The 20,906-nt window shown below is 63.0% G+C and carries 22 protein-coding genes and 1 tRNA gene; 21 read left to right on the plus strand and 2 right to left on the minus strand.

Features of this window, described 5'->3' with window-relative positions:
- Nucleotides 1–178: 178 nt before the first annotated feature.
- From rsmB to J7024_RS06495, 5 genes are all read left to right on the plus strand, one after another.
- Nucleotides 179–1,567: a 16S rRNA (cytosine(967)-C(5))-methyltransferase RsmB gene (gene rsmB / locus J7024_RS06475; RefSeq protein ID WP_124828204.1), complete on the plus strand. Its 1,389-nt coding sequence runs from the start codon at nucleotides 179–181 to the stop codon at nucleotides 1,565–1,567.
- Nucleotides 1,564–2,154, plus strand: a complete 591-nt coding sequence (locus J7024_RS06480; protein ID WP_124828203.1) for a DUF4390 domain-containing protein — start codon at nucleotides 1,564–1,566, stop codon at nucleotides 2,152–2,154. Before rsmB ends, J7024_RS06480 begins: the two co-directional genes overlap by 4 nt.
- The gene (gene esaS, locus J7024_RS06485) at nucleotides 2,144–4,558 is read left to right on the plus strand and encodes a sensor histidine kinase EsaS (RefSeq protein WP_124828202.1); all 2,415 of its coding nucleotides are present in this window, start codon (nucleotides 2,144–2,146) and stop codon (nucleotides 4,556–4,558) included. Before J7024_RS06480 ends, esaS begins: the two co-directional genes overlap by 11 nt.
- Nucleotides 4,559–5,260, plus strand: a complete 702-nt coding sequence (gene esaR / locus J7024_RS06490) for a response regulator transcription factor EsaR (protein WP_124828201.1) — start codon at nucleotides 4,559–4,561, stop codon at nucleotides 5,258–5,260.
- Nucleotides 5,261–5,322: 62 nt separating this feature from the next.
- Nucleotides 5,323–5,398, plus strand: a tRNA-Phe gene (locus J7024_RS06495).
- Nucleotides 5,399–5,609: 211 nt separating this feature from the next.
- Here the strand turns inward: J7024_RS06495 and J7024_RS06500 are convergent.
- Nucleotides 5,610–6,608 carry a hypothetical protein gene (locus J7024_RS06500; protein WP_234744864.1) on the minus strand — a complete coding sequence of 333 codons (999 nt, stop codon included), beginning with the start codon at nucleotides 6,606–6,608 and terminating at the stop codon, nucleotides 5,610–5,612.
- A 3-nt stretch (nucleotides 6,609–6,611) separates the two neighbouring features.
- The gene (locus J7024_RS06505; protein WP_234744865.1) at nucleotides 6,612–7,844 is read right to left on the minus strand and encodes a hypothetical protein; all 1,233 of its coding nucleotides are present in this window, start codon (nucleotides 7,842–7,844) and stop codon (nucleotides 6,612–6,614) included.
- 233 nt (nucleotides 7,845–8,077) lie between these two features.
- Between J7024_RS06505 and J7024_RS06510 the strand changes: the two genes are divergently transcribed.
- The 16 genes from J7024_RS06510 (at nucleotide 8,078) to J7024_RS06585 (ending at nucleotide 20,825) form a co-directional block, all read left to right on the plus strand.
- Nucleotides 8,078–8,425: a helix-turn-helix domain-containing protein gene (locus J7024_RS06510; RefSeq protein ID WP_069241885.1), complete on the plus strand. Its 348-nt coding sequence runs from the start codon at nucleotides 8,078–8,080 to the stop codon at nucleotides 8,423–8,425.
- Nucleotides 8,422–9,291, plus strand: a complete 870-nt coding sequence (locus J7024_RS06515; protein WP_234744866.1) for an ImmA/IrrE family metallo-endopeptidase — start codon at nucleotides 8,422–8,424, stop codon at nucleotides 9,289–9,291. The genes J7024_RS06510 and J7024_RS06515 overlap by 4 nt, the downstream gene beginning before the upstream one ends.
- Nucleotides 9,292–9,355: 64 nt before the next feature.
- Nucleotides 9,356–11,191, plus strand: a complete 1,836-nt coding sequence (locus J7024_RS37260; RefSeq protein ID WP_234744867.1) for a DUF262 domain-containing protein — start codon at nucleotides 9,356–9,358, stop codon at nucleotides 11,189–11,191.
- 183 nt (nucleotides 11,192–11,374) lie between these two features.
- Nucleotides 11,375–11,590 (plus strand): hypothetical protein, encoded by a 216-nt coding sequence (locus J7024_RS06525; protein WP_234744868.1) that lies wholly within the window; start codon nucleotides 11,375–11,377, stop codon nucleotides 11,588–11,590.
- The gene (locus J7024_RS06530; protein WP_234744869.1) at nucleotides 11,587–12,060 is read left to right on the plus strand and encodes a DUF2924 domain-containing protein; all 474 of its coding nucleotides are present in this window, start codon (nucleotides 11,587–11,589) and stop codon (nucleotides 12,058–12,060) included. The genes J7024_RS06525 and J7024_RS06530 overlap by 4 nt, the downstream gene beginning before the upstream one ends.
- A complete protein-coding gene (locus J7024_RS06535) occupies nucleotides 12,057–13,475 on the plus strand; it encodes a recombinase family protein (protein WP_234744870.1) in 1,419 nt (472 codons plus the stop codon). The genes J7024_RS06530 and J7024_RS06535 overlap by 4 nt, the downstream gene beginning before the upstream one ends.
- Nucleotides 13,472–13,963 carry a hypothetical protein gene (locus tag J7024_RS06540; protein ID WP_234744871.1) on the plus strand — a complete coding sequence of 164 codons (492 nt, stop codon included), beginning with the start codon at nucleotides 13,472–13,474 and terminating at the stop codon, nucleotides 13,961–13,963. Before J7024_RS06535 ends, J7024_RS06540 begins: the two co-directional genes overlap by 4 nt.
- A 169-nt stretch (nucleotides 13,964–14,132) precedes the next feature.
- On the plus strand, nucleotides 14,133–14,390 hold the full coding sequence (locus tag J7024_RS06545; RefSeq protein WP_069241881.1) for a helix-turn-helix transcriptional regulator: 258 nt from the start codon (nucleotides 14,133–14,135) through the stop codon (nucleotides 14,388–14,390).
- 11 nt (nucleotides 14,391–14,401) lie between these two features.
- Nucleotides 14,402–14,881, plus strand: coding sequence for a hypothetical protein (locus J7024_RS06550; protein WP_234744872.1), 480 nt, complete (start codon nucleotides 14,402–14,404; stop codon nucleotides 14,879–14,881).
- The gene (locus J7024_RS06555; RefSeq protein ID WP_234744873.1) at nucleotides 14,878–15,639 is read left to right on the plus strand and encodes a BRO-N domain-containing protein; all 762 of its coding nucleotides are present in this window, start codon (nucleotides 14,878–14,880) and stop codon (nucleotides 15,637–15,639) included. The genes J7024_RS06550 and J7024_RS06555 overlap by 4 nt, the downstream gene beginning before the upstream one ends.
- Nucleotides 15,639–16,460 carry an ATP-binding protein gene (locus tag J7024_RS06560; RefSeq protein WP_234744874.1) on the plus strand — a complete coding sequence of 274 codons (822 nt, stop codon included), beginning with the start codon at nucleotides 15,639–15,641 and terminating at the stop codon, nucleotides 16,458–16,460. Before J7024_RS06555 ends, J7024_RS06560 begins: the two co-directional genes overlap by 1 nt.
- 2 nt (nucleotides 16,461–16,462) lie before the next feature.
- Complete coding sequence (locus J7024_RS06565; RefSeq protein ID WP_234744875.1) at nucleotides 16,463–17,089, plus strand: hypothetical protein; 627 nt, start codon at nucleotides 16,463–16,465, stop codon at nucleotides 17,087–17,089.
- A 14-nt stretch (nucleotides 17,090–17,103) separates the two neighbouring features.
- Nucleotides 17,104–17,568 carry a DUF6511 domain-containing protein gene (locus tag J7024_RS06570; RefSeq protein WP_234744876.1) on the plus strand — a complete coding sequence of 155 codons (465 nt, stop codon included), beginning with the start codon at nucleotides 17,104–17,106 and terminating at the stop codon, nucleotides 17,566–17,568.
- Nucleotides 17,565–18,302, plus strand: coding sequence for a hypothetical protein (locus tag J7024_RS06575; protein WP_234744877.1), 738 nt, complete (start codon nucleotides 17,565–17,567; stop codon nucleotides 18,300–18,302). Before J7024_RS06570 ends, J7024_RS06575 begins: the two co-directional genes overlap by 4 nt.
- The gene (locus tag J7024_RS06580) at nucleotides 18,299–18,556 is read left to right on the plus strand and encodes a helix-turn-helix domain-containing protein (RefSeq protein ID WP_234744878.1); all 258 of its coding nucleotides are present in this window, start codon (nucleotides 18,299–18,301) and stop codon (nucleotides 18,554–18,556) included. Before J7024_RS06575 ends, J7024_RS06580 begins: the two co-directional genes overlap by 4 nt.
- Complete coding sequence (locus J7024_RS06585; RefSeq protein ID WP_234744879.1) at nucleotides 18,543–20,825, plus strand: phage/plasmid primase, P4 family; 2,283 nt, start codon at nucleotides 18,543–18,545, stop codon at nucleotides 20,823–20,825. Before J7024_RS06580 ends, J7024_RS06585 begins: the two co-directional genes overlap by 14 nt.
- The last annotated feature ends 81 nt before the right edge of the window (nucleotides 20,826–20,906 follow it).

The raw sequence follows: 20,906 nt of genomic DNA on the forward strand, positions 1-20,906 counted from the left end.
AAGCCTCGTCGTACTTCACGCATCGCCCCGCACGCCCCGCGCTGCGGGGCGTTTCATTTACGCGTCCCGTAAAGGGGCCGCATGGACCGCACGATACAATGCGCGGTTTGGGATCGCGCGGCCACGCGGCCGTAGTGGCCTCGCCGCCTGCCGCGCCCCGTTTGCCGATTTTGCTCCGATGACACGAACCCGTTCTTCCGCTCCGTCTACCGCCGGCCGCCCTGCGCGTCTGTCCGCGCTGCACCTCGCGCCCGATTCGCTGGGCTTCGCGCTCGACGCGGCCGCGCAGGCCGTCGACGCGGTGCGGCGCGGCACCGCGCTGCCGGAGGCACTCGCCGCGGTGTTCGCGCAGATGCCGGCCGGCGCGCAGGCGCTGGCGCGCGGCGCGACGCAGGACGTCGCGTATCGAACGATGCGTCGTCTGGGCAGCGCGGACTGGCTGATCGGCAAGCTCGTCAGCAAGGCGCCGCCCGCGCATGTGCACGCGGTGCTTGCCGGCGCGCTCGCGTTGTTGCTCGATCCGGAGGACGCGGCGGCGTATCCGGCGTTCACGATCGTCGACCAGGCCGTGACGGTGATCGGCGGGCGACGCGAATACGTATTCGCGAAGGGGATGGTCAACGCGGTGCTGCGTCGATTCCTGCGCGAGCGAGGCGCGCTCGTTGCGGCGCTGCAGGGCGATCCGGTTGCGCGCTGGAATTACCGCACGTGGTGGGTCGACGCGGTGAAGCGTGCATGGCCCGACACGTGGCAGGCGATCCTCGAGGCCGGCGAGCGCCAGGGGCCGCTGACGCTGCGTGTGAACGCTCGCCGCTCGAGCGTCGACGCGTATCTCGATACCCTGCGCGCCGGCGGGATCGAAGCGACCGCGATCGGCCGCCATGCGGTGCGGCTCGCGTCGGCGCTGCCGGTCGACCGCATTCCGGGTTTTGCCGACGGCGTCGTGTCGGTGCAGGATGCCGGCGCGCAGCTCGCGGCCGAATGGCTCGGTGCGCGCGACGGCATGCGCGTGCTCGACGCGTGCGCGGCACCGGGCGGCAAGACCGGTCATATCCTCGAACTGGCTGACGCGGACGTCGTCGCGCTGGAAAGCGATGCGACGCGCGCGGCGCGCATCGGCGAGAACCTCGCGCGCCTGTCGCTCACGGCGGACGTGCGCGTCGGCGATGCGGGCGCACCGCAAGCGTGGTACGACGGCCGTCCGTTCGATCGCATCCTCGCCGACGTGCCGTGCTCGGCGTCCGGCATCGTGCGTCGCCATCCCGATATCCGCTGGCTGCGCCGCGAAGCCGACATCGCGGCGCTCGTCGTGGAACAGCGCCGCATCCTGTCGGCGCTGTGGCCGCTCGTGAAGCCGGGCGGCGAACTGCTCTACGTGACCTGTTCGATCTTTCCCGAAGAAGGCGAATTGCAGGCGCGCTGGTTTGAAGCGGCCTGTGAAGATGCGGTACGATTGGACGCGCCCGGCCAACTGCTGCCGGGCGGCGTGCGCGGCGGGGCGGCCGGCGCACTCGACCAGAACACCGATCACGACGGATTTTTCTACGCGCGGTTTCAGAAACGGTGACGATCAAACACCTTTTTCCACTTCGGCTCGCTGCCGTCCTGATGGCCGTGCTGGCGCTGTGCCTGACTGTCGCTCGGCCGGCGCATGCCGAATCGATCGCCGTGCAGCGCGCGTCGCTGCAGGCCGACGGAAGCGGCTGGAGCCTCGATGCCCGCTTCGATTTCGAGCTGAATCCGAACCTCGAGGATGCCGTCAACAAGGGCATCCCGCTGTACTTCACGACCGACTTCGAACTGAGCCGCGCGCGCTGGTACTGGTTCGACGAGCAGCCGGTGTCGGTGTCGCAGACGATCCGCCTGTCGTTCCAGCCGCTCACGCGCGAATATCGCGTGTCGACGGGCGGCTTGCAGCTCGGCTTCCCGTCGCTGAAAGACGCGCTCGCGGTCGTCAGGCACATCACGTCGTGGCACGTGATCGACCGCAACCAGGTGCGCGGCGGTGAAACCTACACGGCATCGGTGCGGATGCAGCTCGATACCGCGCTGATGCCGAAGCCGTTCCAGGTCGATGCGGTGAACAACCGCGACTGGACGCTCGGGTCGGACTGGAAGCGCTTCAACTTCACGGTGACCGAACGTGCTAAATAAAGTGCGCCGCGCGGCCAGCGGGAAGAGCCTCCTCGTTCGCGTGATCGTATCGACCGTCGCGATCACCGCACTGCTGCTGCTCGTGCTGCTCGCGGCCGCGAGCGCGAACACCGAATTCTTCGACCGCTACTACTCGTGGCTGTACGCGATGAACATCGTCGTCGCGCTCGTGTTCCTGCTCGTGGTGCTCGGGCTGATTGGGATGATCGTCGTGCGCCTGAGGAAGGGCAAGTTCGGCACGCGACTGCTCGCGAAGCTCGCGGTGTTCTTCGCGCTCGTCGGCGTGGTGCCGGGCGGGATCATCTACATCGTGTCGTACCAGTTCGTGTCGCGCAGTATCGAGTCGTGGTTCGACGTGAACGTCGAGACCGCACTGACGGCGGGCCTGAACCTCGGCCGCGGGATGCTCGACGCGTCGCTGTCCGATCTGCAGACGAAGGCGCGGCTGATGACCGACCAGCTCGCGAGCGTCGATGCGAACACGAACGGCACGACGCTCACGCTGCTGCGCTTGCGCGACCAGTTCGGCGTGCAGGACGCGACCATCGTCGAACCGAGCCGCGGCGGCTCGGGCGCCGCGCCCGACCTGCACATCGTCGCGCAGGCGTCGGGCAATTTCGCCGCGCTGATTCCGGACGACCTGCCGACCTCGCTGATGCTGAGCCAGGCGCGCGAACACGGCGTGTACGCGGCGATCGAGGGCGAAGTCGACGGCGACCCGCAGGCGCATGGCGCGAAGGGCGCGTTGCGGCTGCGCGTCGTGAGGCCGATTCCTGACGCGACGACGTCGCTGCTGCAGCCGGCCGAGCGGTTCCTGCAGCTCACGCAACCGGTGCCGCCGACGCTCGCGCACAACGCGGACGCGGTGCAGCGCGCGTATCGCGAGTATCAGGAGAAATCGCTCGGCCGCACCGGCCTGCGCAAGATGTACATCGGCACGCTGACGCTCGCGCTGTTCCTCGCGACCTTCATCGCGATGATGCTCGCGCTCGCGCTCGGCCAGCAGCTCGCGCGGCCGCTGTTCCTGCTCGCGCAGGGCACCAAGGAGATCACGGAAGGCGACTACACACCGAAGCGCGAAATCAAGACGCGCGACGAGCTCGGCTTCCTCACGCAGTCGTTCAACGCGATGACACGCCAGTTGTCCGAGGCGCGGCTCGCGGTCGAGAAGAACCGGGTCGCGCTCGAGCATTCGAAGACGTATCTCGAGAGCATTCTCGCGAACCTGACGGCCGGCGTGTTCGTGCTCGATCGCCAGTTCCGGCTGACGACGGCCAACCGCGGCGCCGAGCGCATCTTCCGGCAGCCGTTCAACTCGATGATCGGCACGGCGCTCGACCGGATCGGCGTCGTCGCGGAATTCGGCGCGATGGTGCGCAAGGCGTTTGCCGATCGCGAGGCGGCATCCGACGGCGGCAGCGGCGATCGCGGCCACTGGCAGCAGCAGTTCGCGGTCGAGGTGCCCGGCGAAGCCGATCCGCTGACGCTGCTCGTGCGCGGCACGCGGCTCGTATCGACGGTCGAGGGCGAGGCGGACGATCCGCAGACGTCCGGCTACGTCGTCGTGTTCGACGACATCTCCGACGTGATTTCCGCGCAGCGCTCGGTCGCATGGGGTGAAGTCGCACGCCGGCTCGCGCACGAGATCAAGAACCCGCTGACGCCGATCCAGCTGTCGGCCGAGCGGCTGCAGATGAAGCTGTCCGACAAGCTCGCGCCGCACGACGCGGACGTGCTCAAGCGCGGCGCGACGATGATCGTCAACCAGGTGGCCGCGATGAAGCGGATGGTCGACGATTTCCGCGAGTACGCGCGCACGCCGCCGGCGGTGCTGTCGAACCTGCAGTTGAACGAACTGGCGAGCGAGGTGCTCGGGCTGTACGGCGTCGGCGAAGGCAAGAGCGCGATCGTCGCCGAGCTCGCACCGTCGCTGCCGGTGATACGCGGCGACGCGACGCAACTGCGCCAGGTGATTCACAACCTGCTGCAGAACGCGCAGGATTCGGTCGCGGAAGTCGCGCATCCGCGTGTGTTGATCGAAACCAAGACAGTAGAATATGGCGATCCCGACGCCGAGGGCAAAACGCGCGTCGCGGTACGTCTTACCGTGTCCGACAACGGGCCCGGTTTTCCGGCACGCATCCTGACGCGCGCGTTCGAGCCTTACGTCACGACGAAGGCGAAGGGCACGGGGCTCGGGTTGGCCACGGTCAAGAAAATCGTCGACGAGCACGGCGCGCGTATCGATCTGCGCAATCGCATGCACGGCGAGACCGTCGAGGGTGCGCAGGTGTCGATTCTGTTCCTGCAGATGGCGAGCGATACGCCAGGCGCCGACTCTGGCGTGCAGGGCGGGGCGGCCCCGGCCAAGACAAAAGCAAGTGTGCAGACAAAGGCAGCGTAAATGGCAACCATCCTGGTGGTAGATGATGAAATGGGCATCCGGGAATTGCTCTCGGAGATCCTCAGCGATGAAGGACATGTCGTCGAGGCGGCGGAGAACGCGCAGGCCGCGCGGGAGTACCGTCTGAATCAGGCGCCCGATCTCGTGCTGCTCGATATCTGGATGCCCGATACCGACGGCGTCACGCTGCTCAAGGAGTGGGCGGCACAGGGCCTGTTGACGATGCCCGTGATCATGATGTCCGGGCACGCGACGATCGACACCGCCGTCGAAGCGACGAAGATCGGCGCACTCGATTTCCTCGAGAAGCCGATCGCGCTGCAGAAGCTGCTGAAGTCCGTCGAGCACGGTCTCGCGCGCGGCGCGGCACCCGTGTCCGCCAACGCGGCGCTGAAGGCCGGCGGCGGCCAGTCCGCGGGCCCGGCAGCCGTGGCGTCCGCGGCTGCGTTGCCGACGCTCGGCGACGACATGGCCGCGGCACTCGGCGTTGCGGGCCAGACGGCCGCGATCCCGTTCGACATCCCGTTGCGCGAAGCGCGCGACGCGTTCGAGCGCGCGTACTTCGAGTATCACCTCGCGCGTGAGAACGGCAGCATGACGCGCGTCGCGGAGAAGACCGGCCTCGAGCGCACGCACCTGTATCGCAAGCTCAAGCAGCTCGGCGTCGAGCTCGGCAAGAAGCCGTCGGAAGGCGCCGTATAAAAATATTTTGCGAAAGCACTTGCGCGAGTGAGTCAGGCTGGATATACTTTCTCTTCTTCGTTGGCCCGGTAGCTCAGTTGGTAGAGCAGCGGATTGAAAATCCGCGTGTCGATGGTTCGATTCCGTCCCAGGCCACCAGAATTAGACGCCCAACCTCTCTCGGTTGGGCGTTTTCATTTGCGGCGTTCCCCACGCCATGCGGGTTTCCCGGCGATTCTGCGTGTGCCACGCAAAATCCGGGATCAGGCCAGTCTCGGTCTGGTTTGCCTATATTTCGCCCCCTGTTCTCTCAAAATTTGCGGCAACATTCTTGCCGTGGCACACGAACATTCCCTTTTCTGACAATGGCTTATGCGTGTGTCGGGGCATCAAGGTTGTGTCCAACGCCTGCACGACCGATACCGTCAGGCGAACCCGCTGCACACGGCATCGAGTACAACCCCTGCCGCTGTTGTGTGATCACGAGTGCGTGATAGGCTGCGAGCCGTCGTACGTATTCCGGCTTGCCCTTGTCTCGGGCTTTCACCTTGAACACGTCGATCGGCTTGTCGCTGGCAAGGCCTGCCCGCTGCATGATTCGTTCTGCGGTGACCTGTTCGCCCTTGAACGACCACAATGCTTCGAACACTTTGGCTTGAGCCTCGGTGCATTGGATCGGCAAGCCGTCGCCATCCGGCAGCGTGACCCATCGGAAGTCGGCCGAGAATGGCCCGTTCACGGGCACGGCCGGATCGGTCGTGACCGTCGTCGTGGTCGCTGAGCTCGGGCCGATGAACGAAATCGCGTCGCCATAGAGCCCGAAACGATCCTCGAGCGCCAGCCATTCCACCCCTGTGCCGGGCGGCACGACCAGCTGTGAGCGGGGCGCGATGAGCCGGATTCCTTGCCCGCTAACGCGTACTCGATCGAGCACAGCAGGCTCGCGCCAGACACGGATCGGGTCGCGGGCAAGCAGTACTGGCATGCTGCGCGCATTGCCGAGGCGCCATATGCTGCCGCCCAGATCGTCGATGCCGTCACGGCTGCTGATCTCCAAGGCGGTGCGCAGTTTCCGGCGTAGCCAATCCTCATCCAGTGCCAGCGAGGTACCGTCGTCCCGATCGATTGCGACCGGCCCACAGTCCGGGCAGCGGCACATCCGACCGCCGTGCCCGTCACCCCAGACCTGCACCCTATGCTGCTGGCAGTGCGGACAAAGCACGAAATCCCGGTCCAGCATCGCCTGCTTGACTGCATGGCCGACGACAGGCAGGACATTGATCTCGCGCAGAGACAGCGCTGCGCGCAATATGGGTGTCCCGCCTGAAAACAGCCGACAGATCAGCGACCAGGCATCGTGCGAAGACATCGGTTACTTCACCGATTCTGGTGACGAACTGACCGCATCGGCTCCGGGTGGCGTTTCCTGAGCGTTGAGCATCTGCCCTTTTTGAAGGATGCCGACCTTGACCAGATAGCTCTCTAGCTGGGCTTGCAACCGGGCATCGAACTGATGCAGATTCAGGCGCCCCTTGCTGGTCACTTCCACGGAAACTACCTTGGCACGCCTGCCCGGCGCGGGCGGATAGTAGAGATTGATCTGCGCTGCCGCCACGGTCCAGCGGTCTGCAAGTGGGGTCGGCAGCTTCTCCTGCAGCAGCTCATGTACTGACCGCTGCTCCTTGGAGGCCATTGCGACGCACTCGACCTTGAGCTGACTGTCCGGACTGATCAGTGTGAGAGCCTTGAGCTGCACGACAGCGAAACCATCCTCGAATACCTCCGGCACATCGAAACCGGTACGCAGCGACGACAGGTCGAGTGTCGGCGATTTAATCCGTTGTGCGTTCACTTTGACGCCCAGTACATGCTCGGCGAACGCGTCGACCAGCATCTGCTGGTATTTCGCCCCGCCGCGCACGAGTGTGCGGACCACGCCCGTGGCACGAGAGTATTCCAGTGCCATCTGGATATTTGGATTGCCGACGCGGCGCTTCAGATTCGAGCCCTCAAACTCCAGCCGCAGCGTGGCCAGATCCTTGACGTGGACGGTCAGGAGGAAGACGCCGGGACTGCGCTGCACGAGGTGAGCCACGCTGCCATCACCGCACTGAAGCTCCCGCCAGTAGAAATCGGAGATGGCGCCACGCAAGGCGTCCATTGCGACCGCGGACGAATCCGGCTCACTGGTGATGCCGAGATCGTATTGCTGCGTTTGTGGCCCATGGTGCTCCCAGAAGTTGAAGTCGAGTGCACGTTCGAAGATGTCGGGGTGATACACATACAGCCAGAACGACCGGTGCAGGTCGCTGCCGCACAGCGTCAGGCCCGTGAGTGCCGCGCTGTCCCACATCGCCGCCTCGAACAGCGCCTGCCTGCCCGTTGCGTCGCCGAGCCGGACGCTCGCCATGAGGTTGCCGATCATCTGGTCGCGGGCGGCGGCATCGGACCACTCGTGAACGGCATCTACCAGCGCGTTGGACGTGGCATCCGCTTGGTTCCAGTCAAAGCCAGCCGGTAGGGGCAGCCCGTGGGACGTCAGAAAACCGCGCAGCGCTCCATCCACCGGCAGTTCGAGCAAAATATCGACGTGCGTCTTTTTCATTGCTTCGGTTCTTCCTGGAGATGTCGGAGGCTGGGGACCGATATTCTGGTCGCTAGCCGGCGACTGGGTTCGCCAAACAGAATCTCAAATAAGTAAAGTTTTGAGATACTGCGAGGGATTCTGTCCCTCTCTTTTCCTCTTGTCAATCAATTTGAAACATCCGTTGCATCGATGTATCTCGTTGCTATACTCTCGGGTTTAGCGAACTTGACCCATCAAAACAGGAGTGCGCCATGGCTTCGGCGTTCGGCATACGGTTGCGCCGTTTGCGGGAGGCAAAAAAATTGACTCTCCAGCAGGTCGCCGACGAGATCGGCTGTACCAAGGCTTATGTCTGGGAGCTGGAAATGAGGGAGGGGCAACGACCGACGGCAGAGCGCGTCTATGCCCTTTCCAAGCTGCTGGGCGTCACGGTCGAGGATTTGATGGGTGAAGCGCCCAAGGACGTTCCGCAGGCAACCCCGGAAGATGTCGCGTTTTTTCGGGAGTACGCGGGCATGACTGACGGCGACAAACAGCGCTATCGGGATGCACTCAATTTGATGTTCGGTTCCCGTAAGGATGGCGGGAACGCGCAATGAGTGCGGTGGCGCTTAACGGATTCACGGCGGCGACAGCGATCCTGCGGCTGTTGCGCACAGCATTTCCTTCAGGGCTACCCAATGTGATTGACCTTGACTTGGTTCGCCAAGGATTGCCTGGTACACCTTATGGAAAAGGTGTTCGCGAGATCAAGCCTCCGATGCCTTCGCCAATCGCCAGCTGTGAAGGTATGCTGGTGCGTAATCCAGACGATGCTGCCGAGTGGGGAATTTTCTATAACGGTAACGCCAGTCCGGAGCGCAAGAGATTCACGATTGCACACGAGCTCGGGCATTTTATTCTGCACCGGGACCGCCAGATGTCTTTCCAGTGCGATAAGGCAAGCGTGTACTCGGGACAGGACACTCTGGCAGTGATTGAGCGCGAGGCGGATGATTTTGCAAGCAATCTGCTGTTGCCGGGTGACGTGCTGCGAGACGCAATGGCCGGGCAGACCATCAATCTGCATCTGCTGAGTCAGCTCGCGTCACGCTTTCAGGTGTCTTTTGAGGCACTGTGCATTCGTTTCATAAAATACACCGACCTTCGAGCCATTCTGCTGCACTGGGACAACGGATTCTTAAAATACGAATGGCGGAGCCGATCGGCTGTCCTTAGCCGGGCGCGAATCCAGCGACTGTCCAACCCCGCCGAACCTTTGTCGGGCACCGTTGCGGCAGACACCAGTGTCCAGCAGGAGCGTGACGGCGTCGATTTGCCAGCATCGCTGTGGTGCACGGATGAAGCGTCGTATATGAGGCTCCGTGAATTCAAGCACACGTATGCCGCGCGTGATCGCGTGCTCACGTTGCTGCTGCTGGAGGATGCGGAGCCGCGTCGTTGGAATGCAGCAGGCACAAGCTGACACATGAAGGCAGCAACTTTCATTGCGTTAGCGATGATATTGAATAACTGATCGGGGAAAAAAAGTGGCTCGTATCGAAAACCATAAATACAGCATCGAGGAGGCCTTCAGGGAATGCTTCTACATCGTTCCGGACTACCAACGCGAGTACGTCTGGACGGACAAGGAAGTGCATCAGCTACTGGAGGATATCGGGGAGCAGATCGATGGGGGCACGACGCGGGAATACTTCATTGGCACCGTACTGGTGTCGCCGACCCATCAGAAGAATCACTACGAGGTCATCGATGGTCAGCAGCGCCTGACCACATTCTTCCTGCTGTTGTGCGCGCTGAAGCATCTGTTCCAGGGTGAGCCACAACGGCAAATGATTTCCGGACTGATTTCGACCAGCTATGTGGACAGCGACGGCGAGGTCCGCACGAATCTGAAGCTGGAGCCTCGTTACGAGAATGCGGCCGAAGTAATGACCAAGCTGGTGGAGTTGGATGCTGATCCACAGGCCGTGCGCACGGGCATTCAGGCTTCAGGGATCGCCAGCTTCGGCTCCCTGGAAAATCTGGTCAATGCCTACAGCACGCTGTACCACTATTTGAAAGATAACTACGACGACGTCGCCAAGCTGAAGAAGTATTGGGGCTATCTGGCCAACAACGTGGTGTTCATCCAGATATCCACCGACGTGAGTAGTGCGCTGAAGATCTTCGAGACCATCAACGAGCGCGGCGTAGGCCTGAACCCGATGGATCTGCTGAAGAACCTATTGTTCACGCAGGTCGATCAAGCGCAGTTCACCCAGCTTAAGGACGAGTGGAAGAAAATCACCAAGCCGCTGGAGAAAGAAAAGGAAAAGCCGCTGCGCTTCCTGCGCTATTTCCTGATGGCCAATTACGTCATCAAGAACGAGCGTGGTGACTCGGTGGTGCGCGAGGACGAAATCTACGACTGGTTCGTGGCCAAGGACAACGCGGCCATGTGCGATTACGCGAACAAGCCCTTCGAATTCGTTCGCAAGGTGATCCGTAACGTCGAGCACTACCTGGCCTTTGCCAACGGGTTGGGTAATGACGGCAAACCCAGTCTGGCGATGGATAGTCTCAAGCGTTTGGCCGGTGGCGCGTTCAGCTTGCATTACGTTTTGCTGCTGGCGGCCTCCAATTTCCCCAAGCCGCTGTTTGAGCACTTCGTGGCGCAGTTGGAGAGTTTCCTCTTCTACTACATTTTCACGAAGACACCGACCAAGGATCTGGAGCGCAGCTTCTCTCAATGGGCCGATGAAATTCGCGCCATTGCGGCTGTCACAGATCCAATGAAGCAGAAGGCGCAGCTCAACGCATTTATTGCTGAACGCTTCGATACGAGCATGGCCGGAAAATCTCAGGAACTGGTCGATGCGTTGCGACGCTTCACCCTGTATTCGATGCAGCAATACCGCACGCGCTATTTGCTGGCACGCCTGACGCAGTATGTCGATATGGCTTTTAGCGGGCTGAAAACGCCCGGTAGCTTGGGGCCGTTTACCAGTCTGGAGATCGAGCATATTCTGCCCAATACGCCAACGCCCGAACTGCGTGCCATGTGGGCTGAGGAGAATCCCGGTGCGGATTACGACGGCTATAAGAACCGACTCGGTAATCTGACTTTGTTAGAGAAGCCAATCAATATTGTCGCCGGCAATGATTTTTACGCGAAGAAACAGGCCGAGTACCGCAAGAGCGGAAACTATCTTACGCGCAGCTTGGTTGAGCTGACCAACGTCGGTCAGAACACCTCCATTTCCCGAGTCAACGAAAAGCTGAAGGCATTTCCTGTTTGGGATGCAAAGGCCATCGAAGCCCGTCACGCGCTGCTGATAACCTTGGTGCAGGGCGTTTGGAAGACATCGCCCATCGACGTCTGAAAGACGCCGACGGTTCAGCCAACGCACGGAAGCAATTAACGGCGCCGGATCGGATGGCGGTCAACACAGTGGTCGCCATCCCACGCTGGCGTTCGCCAACTCACGCGCACTCCCGCTAAATCACGTTACGCGAAGTGTCATCGGCTCATAGCATGGACAGCGTTTTCCACCGAAACGCTTACCATGTCCAATATCCAACCTATCTCCGTTCCGGTGTGTGCCGACAAGCCCCGGCACCCGCAGCAGGAAATCGTAGACCTGCTGGCTGTCGCATTGCTGCGCCTTCGCGCCTGTCCGTCCGGTTCAGCGGAGGTTCTCAGCGAAACCGTTAGCCTTGGCTTCTGCGGTCACGAGCGCGTCAATACGAACCCCTATCAACCGACTGGAGTTCGTTCATGACGACACACGCAGGTCAGCCTTGCGCCGCGACCATCGCGGCACGCATTGCCCAGCTTCCCCATCTGCCGATCGACCGCCTGTGGGCACTGTGGGACGAGTATTTCGACGAGCGCCCGAACCATCACAATCGCATCTGGATTGAAACCCGGCTTGCCTACCGGATGCAGGAACGAGCGTTCGGCGGACTGCGTACATCGCTTCGCCGCAAGCTCGAAGAGATAGGCGAAACTGGCATCATGCCGCGACAGGTGCATCGCGCCGGCGAACGCCTACTTCCCGGCACGGTCATCACCCGCACCTACAACGACATCGATCATCGCGTGCTCGTGCGCGGCATCAACGACTTCGAGTACCAGGGCATCCGCTTCCGTAGCCTCACAGCGATCGCGCGCGAGATCACCGGCAGTAACTGGTCGGGACCTGCTTTCTTTGGCCTGAAATCCGGTCGCCGGAAAGCGGAGGTCGTATGAAGGGGACACGCAACATCGCGCCCATGCCTGCTACGGTCACGCCGAAAAAACGCTGTGCCGTGTACACGCGGAAGTCCAGCGACGAAGGCCTCGATCAAGAATACAACAGCCTCGAAGCACAGCGCGATGCGGGTCTCGCCTACATCGCAAGCCAGCGTCACGAGGGCTGGATCGCGGTGAATGACGGGTACGACGACGGCGGATATTCCGGCGGCAATCTCGATCGGCCATCATTGCAGCGACTGCTTGCCGATATCGAGGCTGGCACGATCGACATCGTGGTGGTCTACAAGATCGACCGGCTCACGCGCAGTCTCCCGGATTTTGCTCGACTCGTCGACGTGTTCGACCGGTGCGGCGTCTCTTTCGTCGCCGTCACGCAGCAGTTCAACACGACGACCTCGATGGGGCGACTGACGCTGAACATTCTGCTGTCGTTCGCGCAGTTCGAGCGCGAGGTGACGGGAGAGCGCATCCGCGACAAGTTTGCCGCGAGCAAGGCGCGTGGCATGTGGATGGGTGGCATGCCGCCGCTCGGCTACGACGTCGTCGATCGGCGACTGGTCGTCAATGAGCCGGAGGCCATGCTCGTGCGGGATATCTTCCGGCGGTATGGCGAACACGGATCGGCGGCGCGTCTCGTGCGCGAGTTCGTTATCGAGGGTCGCACCACCAAGGCATGGGTCACACAAGACGGGCGTCACCGTACTGGTCGTCCGATCGACCAGCAGTTCATTTTCCATGTACTGCGCAGCCGCGTGTATCTCGGCGAGATCCACCACAAGGGCCAGTATTTCGCCGGGCAGCATGAGCCCATAGTGCCGCAGGAACTGTGGAACGCTGCGCACGCATTCATTGAACGACGCCAGCAGGGCCCACGCGAGCGGCGCACAAAGCACTCGGCACTGCTCGCCGGGCTGCTCTTTGCACCGGATGGCCAGCGCATGCTACACACGTTCGTGCGCAAGAAAAGCGGCCGGATCTACCGGTACTACGTGCCCTACCTGCATAAGCGCCGACATGCCGGCGCGACGCTCGCTCCGGAGATCCCCGGCACGGGCCATCTGCCCGCAGCCGAGATCGAGCAGGCCGTGCTGGTCCAGATTCATGCGGCCTTGAGCGCGCCCGAGGTGCTGATCGGCGCATGGCGGTCATGCCAACGGCATCCCGCCGGCGCGGGGCTCGATGAACCACAGGTGGTCGTAGTCATGCAGCGCATCGGCGCGGTGTGGGAGCAGCTGTTTTCGGCGGAGCAGCAGCGGGTCGCGCGACTCCTGATCGAACGAGTCCAGCTGCATGCGCAGGGACTCGACATCCACTGGCGTGAGGATGGCTGGCTCGGCCTCGGTCAGGACATCAGCGCGCACCCGCTCGTCGAGGAATCTCGCCCGGACGCGATGGAGGTGGCGCAATGAAGCGCGACACCACGGGCGCGAAGTGTCTGCCGCCGGATCCGCGCACGATCCGCGTCGAGGTGGCCGGCGGTTCTCGCAGCTATTACGACGGCACGCAGCGCGTCACGACCGTAGCGCTGTCCGTGAAACGACGGCACAACCGCAAGCTGCTGATCCCGCCACCGGGCGAGCACTCCGCGACAACGGGCGGCGGAATCGACCTGCCGATGATTCGCATGCTCGGCAAGGCTTTCTACTGGCAGCGGCAGATCGAGCAGGGCCATTATGCGACGGCCACGGAGCTGGCGCGGACGTTGAAGCTCGAGCCCGGCTGGGTGGCCGAGGTGCTGCGCCTGACGTTGCTTGCGCCCGACATCATTGAGGCGATTTTCGACGGACGGCAACCGCGCCAACTGGATCTTCACGCGCTGCGCGGCCGCGCAGCATTGCTACCCCGAGACTGGGCCGAGCAGCGCCGGCTGCTCGGATTCCCCGAACGTCCAGTCTGAATTTCCAGCACCATTTTTCCCGACGGCGAGCGCAGTGCTCGCCTTTTTTTTGATCTGGTGGATTGGCGAACCAGAAGTTTCCGCGTGGTTCGCCAATGGCTCCCTTAAAGGTTCGCCATCGAAATCCTGAAATGACACCTGTTCCTCAACAGCGTCACAGGAGACTTTGATGACGACGATGACAGACGGTGTTACCCGGTCGCACCACGAGGCGATCTTTTCCCCCGGCGATCGCCGGGTGCTCAGCGAAAACGAGCTCGCGCAGCGATGGGGCATCAGCCCCAAGACGTTGCAACGCTGGCGCAGCGAAGGGCGTGGGCCGAAGTACCTGAAGCTCTCCAAGCGCGTGAGCTATCCGCTCGACGCGATCCTCGAGTTCGAGCGTGGCGCACTGCACGACTCGACCTCCGGGCGCGTGGTTCGCTAATGGAGATCGCCGTGACCGATATGACGATCTTCCCCGCCGACCTCGCGGCCATGTCCGTGGCCCAGCTCGCGGCGCTTCCTGCGGCCCAGAAAGCCGAGATTCACCGCAACCTCGCCGAAGCCAGCGAATGGCTGAAGTCGGCCCGCGCGAAGTTCGAGGCGGCGCTCGATGCCGCTTACGGCGAGCAGGCTCGCGCAGCCCTGCGCGACTCCGGTCGCGACTTCGGCACCACGCACGTGTCCGACGGCGCGCTGCGCATCACGTTCGAACTGCCGCGCCGCGTGTCCTGGGACCAGGAAGGCCTGTCCAAGATAGCCGCACGCATCACGGCTGCCGGTGAGCGAGCCGAGGACTACGTCGACGTTGAGCTGTCGATTCCCGAATCACGCTTCTCAAACTGGCCGCCGGCATTGCGCGAGCAGTTTGCGTCGGCGCGTACCACCAAACCCGGTAAGCCGACTTTCCGGCTGGCCCTTCTTGACGACATGTGAGCCTGACCATGACGAATATCCTTCCGTTCGAATTCGAAGCCCACGCAGTGCGCGTCCATGTCGATGACGCTGGCCAGCCGTGGTTCAACGCCAATGACGTGTGCACTGTGCTCGAGTTCGGCAATCCGCGCCAGGCCGTCGAATCGCATGTCGATGACGAGGATGTCCAGAAACTGGACACCCTTACGCCTGGCGGCCGTCAGCGCCAGAACCACGTCAACGAATCGGGGCTGTATGCACTGATCCTCGGTAGCACTAAGGATGCGGCAAAGCGCTTCAAGCGCTGGGTCACGAGCGAAGTACTGCCCGCCATTCGCAAGACCGGCAGCTACAACGCCGTCGCCAGCCTGCCCGCACCGACCCACGACCGCGTGTCGTCGATCCTGCTGATCGGCGAGGCCGTAGCGAAGCTGCCTGGCGTCAAGGCCGGCATTGCGATGGCTGCAACGCTGACCTGTATCCACGAGAACACCGGTATCGCCGTCGAAACGCTCCGTCGCGCATTGCCCGCAGCGGATGCCCCGATCTGCTCGCTCAACGCCACGCAGGTCGGCCAACTGCTCGGCATCTCGGCAAAGGCGGCCAACCAGCGCCTCGCACATCGTGGTCTGCAGATGCGCAACGATCGTGACGAGTGGGAGTTGACCAATGCCGGCGAAGCGTGGGCCGAAGCCATGCCGTATTCGCGTAACGGCCACTCCGGTTACCAGATCCTCTGGAATCCGGCCGTCGCTGAACTGCTGAAGGAGGCCGCGTAATGGCTCTGCCCATTATCACCGCCGACCAGCGGCTGGCCGAGCGCCAGGGCGTCAAGATCGCCGTACTCGGCAAGAGCGGCATCGGCAAAACCAGCCTGCTCCGGACGCTGCCCGAGGCCACCACCCTGTTCGTCGATCTCGAGGCGGGTGACCTCGCAGTACGCGACTGGCAGGGCGACTGCATGCGCCCGGCTACCTGGCCGGAATTCCGCGATCTCGTCGTGTTCCTCGCTGGCCCCAACCCGGCCCTGCCGCCGGAGGTCCCGTTCTCGGACGCGCATTTTCGCCACGTATGCGAACGCTTCGGCGATCCGGCGCAATTGACGCGCTACGACACGTACTTCGTCGACAGCATCACGGTGCTCGCGCGCCTGGCACTGATCTGGTCCAGAACCCAGCCGCAGTCCGTGTCCGATCGCACGGGCAAGCCCGACATGCGTGGTGCCTATGGCTTGCTCGGCACCGAAATGCTCGCGGCACTGACCCACCTGCAGCATGCGCGCGGCAAGAACGTCGTGTTCGTCGCGATTCTCGACGAGCGCGTCGACGACTTCAACCGCAAGGTGTTCACCCCGCAGATCGAAGGCTCGAAGACTGCCGCCGAGCTGCCCGGCATCGTCGACGAGGTCGTCACGCTCGCCGAGATCAAGGCCGACGACGGCACAGCGTACCGTGCGTTCGTCACCCACACGCTCAACCCCTACGGCTATCCGGCCAAGGATCGCTCTGGTCAGCTCGACCTGCTCGAGCCGCCCGATCTCCACGCGCTGATCCGCAAATGCGCAGCCGCAGCGACCCAATCCCCGACGACGAGGAACTGATCATGTCCCAATGGAACGACTTCAACGATGCCGATGCCCAGCACGCTGGTTTTGAGCTGATCCCGAAGGGCACGGTGGTGCCGGTTCGCATGACCATCAAACCCGGTGGCTACGATGATCCCGAGCAGGGCTGGACCGGCGGCTACGCGACCGAATCGTTCGAGACGGGCTCGGTCTATCTGGCCTGTGAGTTTGTCGTGACCGATGGCCCGTATGCCAAACGCAAGATGTGGACGAACATCGGTCTGCACTCGCGCAAGGGGCCGACCTGGGGGCAGATGGGGCGCAGCTTCATCCGCGCAATTCTCAACAGCGCTCGGCACGTCCACCCGCAGGACAACAGTCCGCAGGCATCGGCTGCCCGCCGTATCGAGAGTTTCGCCGATCTTGATGGCGTCGAGTTCATCGTGCGCGTGGACATCGAGAAGGATGCTCGCGGCGATGACCGCAATGTCGTGCGCATGGCGGTCGAACCGGATCACGCCGATTACGCCGCGTTCATGGGCGGTGTCTCGAAGCCTCCCGGCTCTGGTGGGCAGTCGGGTGCTCCAGTACAAACCGCGCCGGCTTTCCGTCCCGCACCGGCCACGACCCGACCGACACCGGCGGGCAAACCTGCCTGGGCCTGACGCGGAGATCCCCAATGAAATGCTGGGTCTGCACCCGTCAGGCCCGGGGACTCACGCATGCCGATACCCGTCACGGTATCGGCAATCCCCGGCGCTACCCGATTGACTGGGCGTTCTGCTCGCGACGCTGCCAGGACGCCTTCCATGCGCTGTACGGCACCAGGCTTCGTGCCCTGGACGGCGGCGCAACCCTTGCGGAGAACACGATGATTGATCCGACTGAAGTCGAGCGCGCCGTAATGAAGCGGTGCCTCAAGGCCTTCGGCGAAGCCGCTGGCGAGATCGGTTTCGACAAACCCCTCGGTGCCTACGCCGAGGAAGAAGCCCTGCGCGTGATTGACGCGATCGTCACCTGCTGGACGGAACAAATGGTCTCGCACCACGAGGCGACGCGCCAGCCAGCTTTGCGTGGTACTACGCCTCCACTCGATCCGTTTGCCGACATGGCCGACGACCTGCCGTGGGGGGGCGTGCAATGATGGATTTCAACTCGTCGTCCACGTTGTCGGAACGGATCACGACGCTGATCGATGCCGGCATGCAGCGTGCGGGCAAGCGCCAGGGGATCCGAACGTATCTCGGTGCATCGCGTCTTGGCGCAGCCTGCGAGCGCGCATTGCAGTACGAGTACGAGCGCACTGCCGTCGATCACGGTCGCGGCGTTCCGGGCCGCATGCTGCGCATCTTCGAGCGTGGCCATGTGATGGAGGACTGCATGGTCGCGTGGCTGCGTGATGCCGGATTCGATCTGCGCACGCGCAAGGCCGACGGCGAGCAATTCGGCTTCTCGGCACTCGACGGCCGGCTGCAGGGGCACATCGACGGTGTGCTCGTCGGTGGCCCTGACGACGTCAGCTATCCGGCGCTCTGGGAAAACAAGTGCCTCGGCGGCAAGTCGTGGCGTGAATTGCTCAAGCACCGGCTCGCCGTCGCCAAACCGATCTACGCCGCACAGGTCGCGCTCTATCAGGCCTATCTCGGTCTGCACGAGCATCCGGCCGTGTTCACCGCGATCAACGCCGACACGATGGATCTGTACATCGAGCTGGTTCCGTTCGATGCGGTGCTCGCCCAGCGCATGTCCGACCGTGCCGTGACAGTGATCGGCGCGAGCGATGCCGGCGAGCGACTGCCGCGCGGATTCAATGACCCCACTCACTTCGAATGCCGGATGTGCGCGTGGCAGGACCGCTGCTGGAGGACGCAACCATGAATCATCACGTCTCGACTCCGCTTGCCGCCATGCTCGGTGAGCGTCTGATCTCGGCACGCGAGGCCGCGGTCAGTCTGAATCTGCCGATGTACTGGCTCACGCATGCCTGTGAGCGTGAACGCCTGAAGTTGCCACATTACCGCGTCGGCAAGCTTTTGCGCTTCAAGCTCGATGAACTGGTCGCTTGGGCTGAAGCGCGGCAAGCCATCATCAATCAGACAGCGCATGGGGAGGGCGTCGATGCTGGACTTTAACGATACAGCGCAGCCATCGGCTTCGTTGCCTGAGATTGGGCGCGATGAGATCCACGCAGCATTGCTGGTTCGACTCGAATCGGTACTGACCACCATGTTTCCCGCGGGCAAGCGACGTCGGGGCCGGTTCCTCGTGGGCGACGTCCTGGGCAGTCCGGGCGACAGCCTCGAGGTAGTGCTCGAAGGCGAGAAAACTGGCCTGTGGACCGATCGCGCAACTAGCGACGGTGGCGACATCTTCGACCTGATCGCAGCGTGGCTTGGTGCCAATGCGCAGGTGGATTTTCTGCGCGTGCTGCAGCAGGCCCGAGAGCTAATCGGGCAAAGCGTTCCCATGTCCAGACTGCGCACGAAGAAGGAGGCGCCGGTCGATGATCTTGGCCCGGCCACGGCGAAGTGGGACTACCTTGATGCCAGTGGCCAGCTGATCGCCGTCGTCTACCGCTACGACCCGCCAGGCCGGAAGAAGGAATTCCGGCCTTGGGATGCAAAGCGTCGCAAGATGTCTCCACCCAATCCGCGCCCGCTCTACAACCAGCCGGGCATGGTCGGCGCTTCCCAGGTGGTCTTGGTCGAGGGCGAGAAATGCGCGCAGACACTGATCAATGCAGGCATTGTTGCCACCACGGCAATGCACGGTGCGAACGCGCCCGTCGAGAAGACCGACTGGTCTCCACTCGCGGACATGGCCGTGCTCATCTGGCCCGACCGGGACAAACCCGGCTGGGAATACGCCACGCAGGCAGCGCAGGCCATCCTCACGGCGGGCGCGAAATCCTGCCACATCCTGTATCCGCCTGAGGAGGCATCAGAAGGATGGGATGCAGCAGACGCCGTGTCTGAGGGTTTCGACCTTGCGGCTTTTCTCACCCACGCCCCGCGTGCGCAGATCTATGCCATCGACGCTGAGCAGGAGTCCGCCGTCGGCAGCGATGAATCCGTGTGGGGCACGGAGGACGCCTTGGCGCTGGCTTTCACCCGTCGCTATCACCGCGACTGGCGCTACGTGTGCGCATGGGGGCGCTGGATGATGTGGGACGGCCAACGCTGGCGCTCCGAAGAGACGCTGGCCGCGACCGACCTGATCCGTAGCGTGTGCCGTCACACAGCCGTGCGCGCCGACAACCCGAAGATTGCCGCGAGACTCGCCGGCTCCGGCACGGTCGCGGGTGTCGAACGGCTGGCCCGATCGGATCGCCGGCATGCAGCTACAACTGCCGAATGGGACGCCGACTCGTGGCTGCTCAACACACCAGGAGGCGTGGTCGATCTCACGACGGGCAGGCAACGTGCGCACGACCGTACCGACCGGATGACCCGGGTCACCACGGCGACCCCGGGTGGCGATTGTCCGATCTGGCGGCAGTTTCTCACCGAGATCTCGGGCGGTGATACCGAATTACAGGCCTATCTGCAACGGACGGCGGGCTACGCGCTCACCGGTTCGACACAGGAGCACGCGCTGTTCTTCCTCTACGGCACGGGCGCAAACGGCAAATCGGTGTTCGTCAACACGCTGGCAACGATTCTTGGCGACTATGCGACCAACGCGCCGATGGACACGTTCATGGAGGCGCGCCACGACCGGCACCCGACCGATATGGCTAGCCTGCGTGGCGCGCGTTTTGTGTCGGCGATTGAAACGGAACAAGGGCGGCGCTGGGCCGAGTCGAAGCTCAAGAACCTCACGGGGGGCGACAAGATCTCCGCGCGCTTCATGCGGCAGGACTTCTTCGAATTCCTCCCTCAGTTCAAGCTGTTCGTCGCCGGTAACCACAAGCCTGCGATCCGCAACATCGACGAAGCAATGAAGCGGCGTCTGCACCTGATCCCGTTCACGATCACCGTGCCTCCCGAGCGACGCGACAAGCTGCTCCAGCAGAAGCTTCTGGCTGAGCGTGACGGCATCCTGGCGTGGGCTGTTCAGGGGTGTCTCGACTGGCAACGTCTGGGGCGGCTTGATCCGCCGCAACTGGTGAAGGAAGCGACCGATGAGTATTTCCAGGCCGAGGATGCACTGGGCCGCTGGCTCGACGAACGCTGTGTGCGTGAGGCCAACGCGAAGTCGCTGACCGCCGAATTGTTCGGCGACTGGAAGCAATGGGCGGAATCCGCTGGTGAGTTTGTTGGATCACAACGGCGGTTTTCGGATTTGCTCATCACGCGTGGATGCGAGCAATGGAAAAACACCGCCGGCCTGCGCGGCTTTCGGAGCATCGGCCTCAAGCACCCGTATATGCCCGCTTACACCCCATACACCGACAACTGAGTCGCCATTCGAGCATGCTGAACGGCGCAGCCGGCGCATAACAACGTAACTCCTATACGCGTGCGCGTGCGCGCGCACACA

The sequence above is a fragment of the Burkholderia sp. WTPI3 genome (assembly GCF_021483755.1).
In the GTDB taxonomy this organism is placed as follows: domain Bacteria; phylum Pseudomonadota; class Gammaproteobacteria; order Burkholderiales; family Burkholderiaceae; genus Burkholderia.

Bases quoted from the DNA above. Each gene is read 5' to 3' on its own strand.
- rsmB (WP_124828204.1), top strand. From the start codon at position 179: ATGACACGAACCCGTTCTTCCGCTCCGTCTACCGCCGGCCGCCCTGCG.
- J7024_RS06525 (WP_234744868.1), top strand. From the start codon at position 11,375: ATGTCCAATATCCAACCTATCTCCGTTCCGGTGTGTGCCGACAAGCCC.
- J7024_RS06545 (WP_069241881.1), top strand. From the start codon at position 14,133: ATGACGACGATGACAGACGGTGTTACCCGGTCGCACCACGAGGCGATC.
- J7024_RS06570 (WP_234744876.1), top strand. From the start codon at position 17,104: ATGAAATGCTGGGTCTGCACCCGTCAGGCCCGGGGACTCACGCATGCC.
- esaR (WP_124828201.1), top strand. From the start codon at position 4,559: ATGGCAACCATCCTGGTGGTAGATGATGAAATGGGCATCCGGGAATTG.
- J7024_RS06515 (WP_234744866.1), top strand. From the start codon at position 8,422: ATGAGTGCGGTGGCGCTTAACGGATTCACGGCGGCGACAGCGATCCTG.
- J7024_RS06540 (WP_234744871.1), top strand. From the start codon at position 13,472: ATGAAGCGCGACACCACGGGCGCGAAGTGTCTGCCGCCGGATCCGCGC.
- J7024_RS06530 (WP_234744869.1), top strand. From the start codon at position 11,587: ATGACGACACACGCAGGTCAGCCTTGCGCCGCGACCATCGCGGCACGC.
- J7024_RS06575 (WP_234744877.1), top strand. From the start codon at position 17,565: ATGATGGATTTCAACTCGTCGTCCACGTTGTCGGAACGGATCACGACG.
- J7024_RS06560 (WP_234744874.1), top strand. From the start codon at position 15,639: ATGGCTCTGCCCATTATCACCGCCGACCAGCGGCTGGCCGAGCGCCAG.
- J7024_RS06505 (WP_234744865.1), bottom strand. From the start codon at position 7,844: ATGAAAAAGACGCACGTCGATATTTTGCTCGAACTGCCGGTGGATGGA.
- J7024_RS06535 (WP_234744870.1), top strand. From the start codon at position 12,057: ATGAAGGGGACACGCAACATCGCGCCCATGCCTGCTACGGTCACGCCG.
- J7024_RS06565 (WP_234744875.1), top strand. From the start codon at position 16,463: ATGTCCCAATGGAACGACTTCAACGATGCCGATGCCCAGCACGCTGGT.
- J7024_RS06510 (WP_069241885.1), top strand. From the start codon at position 8,078: ATGGCTTCGGCGTTCGGCATACGGTTGCGCCGTTTGCGGGAGGCAAAA.
- J7024_RS06580 (WP_234744878.1), top strand. From the start codon at position 18,299: ATGAATCATCACGTCTCGACTCCGCTTGCCGCCATGCTCGGTGAGCGT.
- J7024_RS06585 (WP_234744879.1), top strand. From the start codon at position 18,543: ATGCTGGACTTTAACGATACAGCGCAGCCATCGGCTTCGTTGCCTGAG.
- J7024_RS06500 (WP_234744864.1), bottom strand. From the start codon at position 6,608: ATGTCTTCGCACGATGCCTGGTCGCTGATCTGTCGGCTGTTTTCAGGC.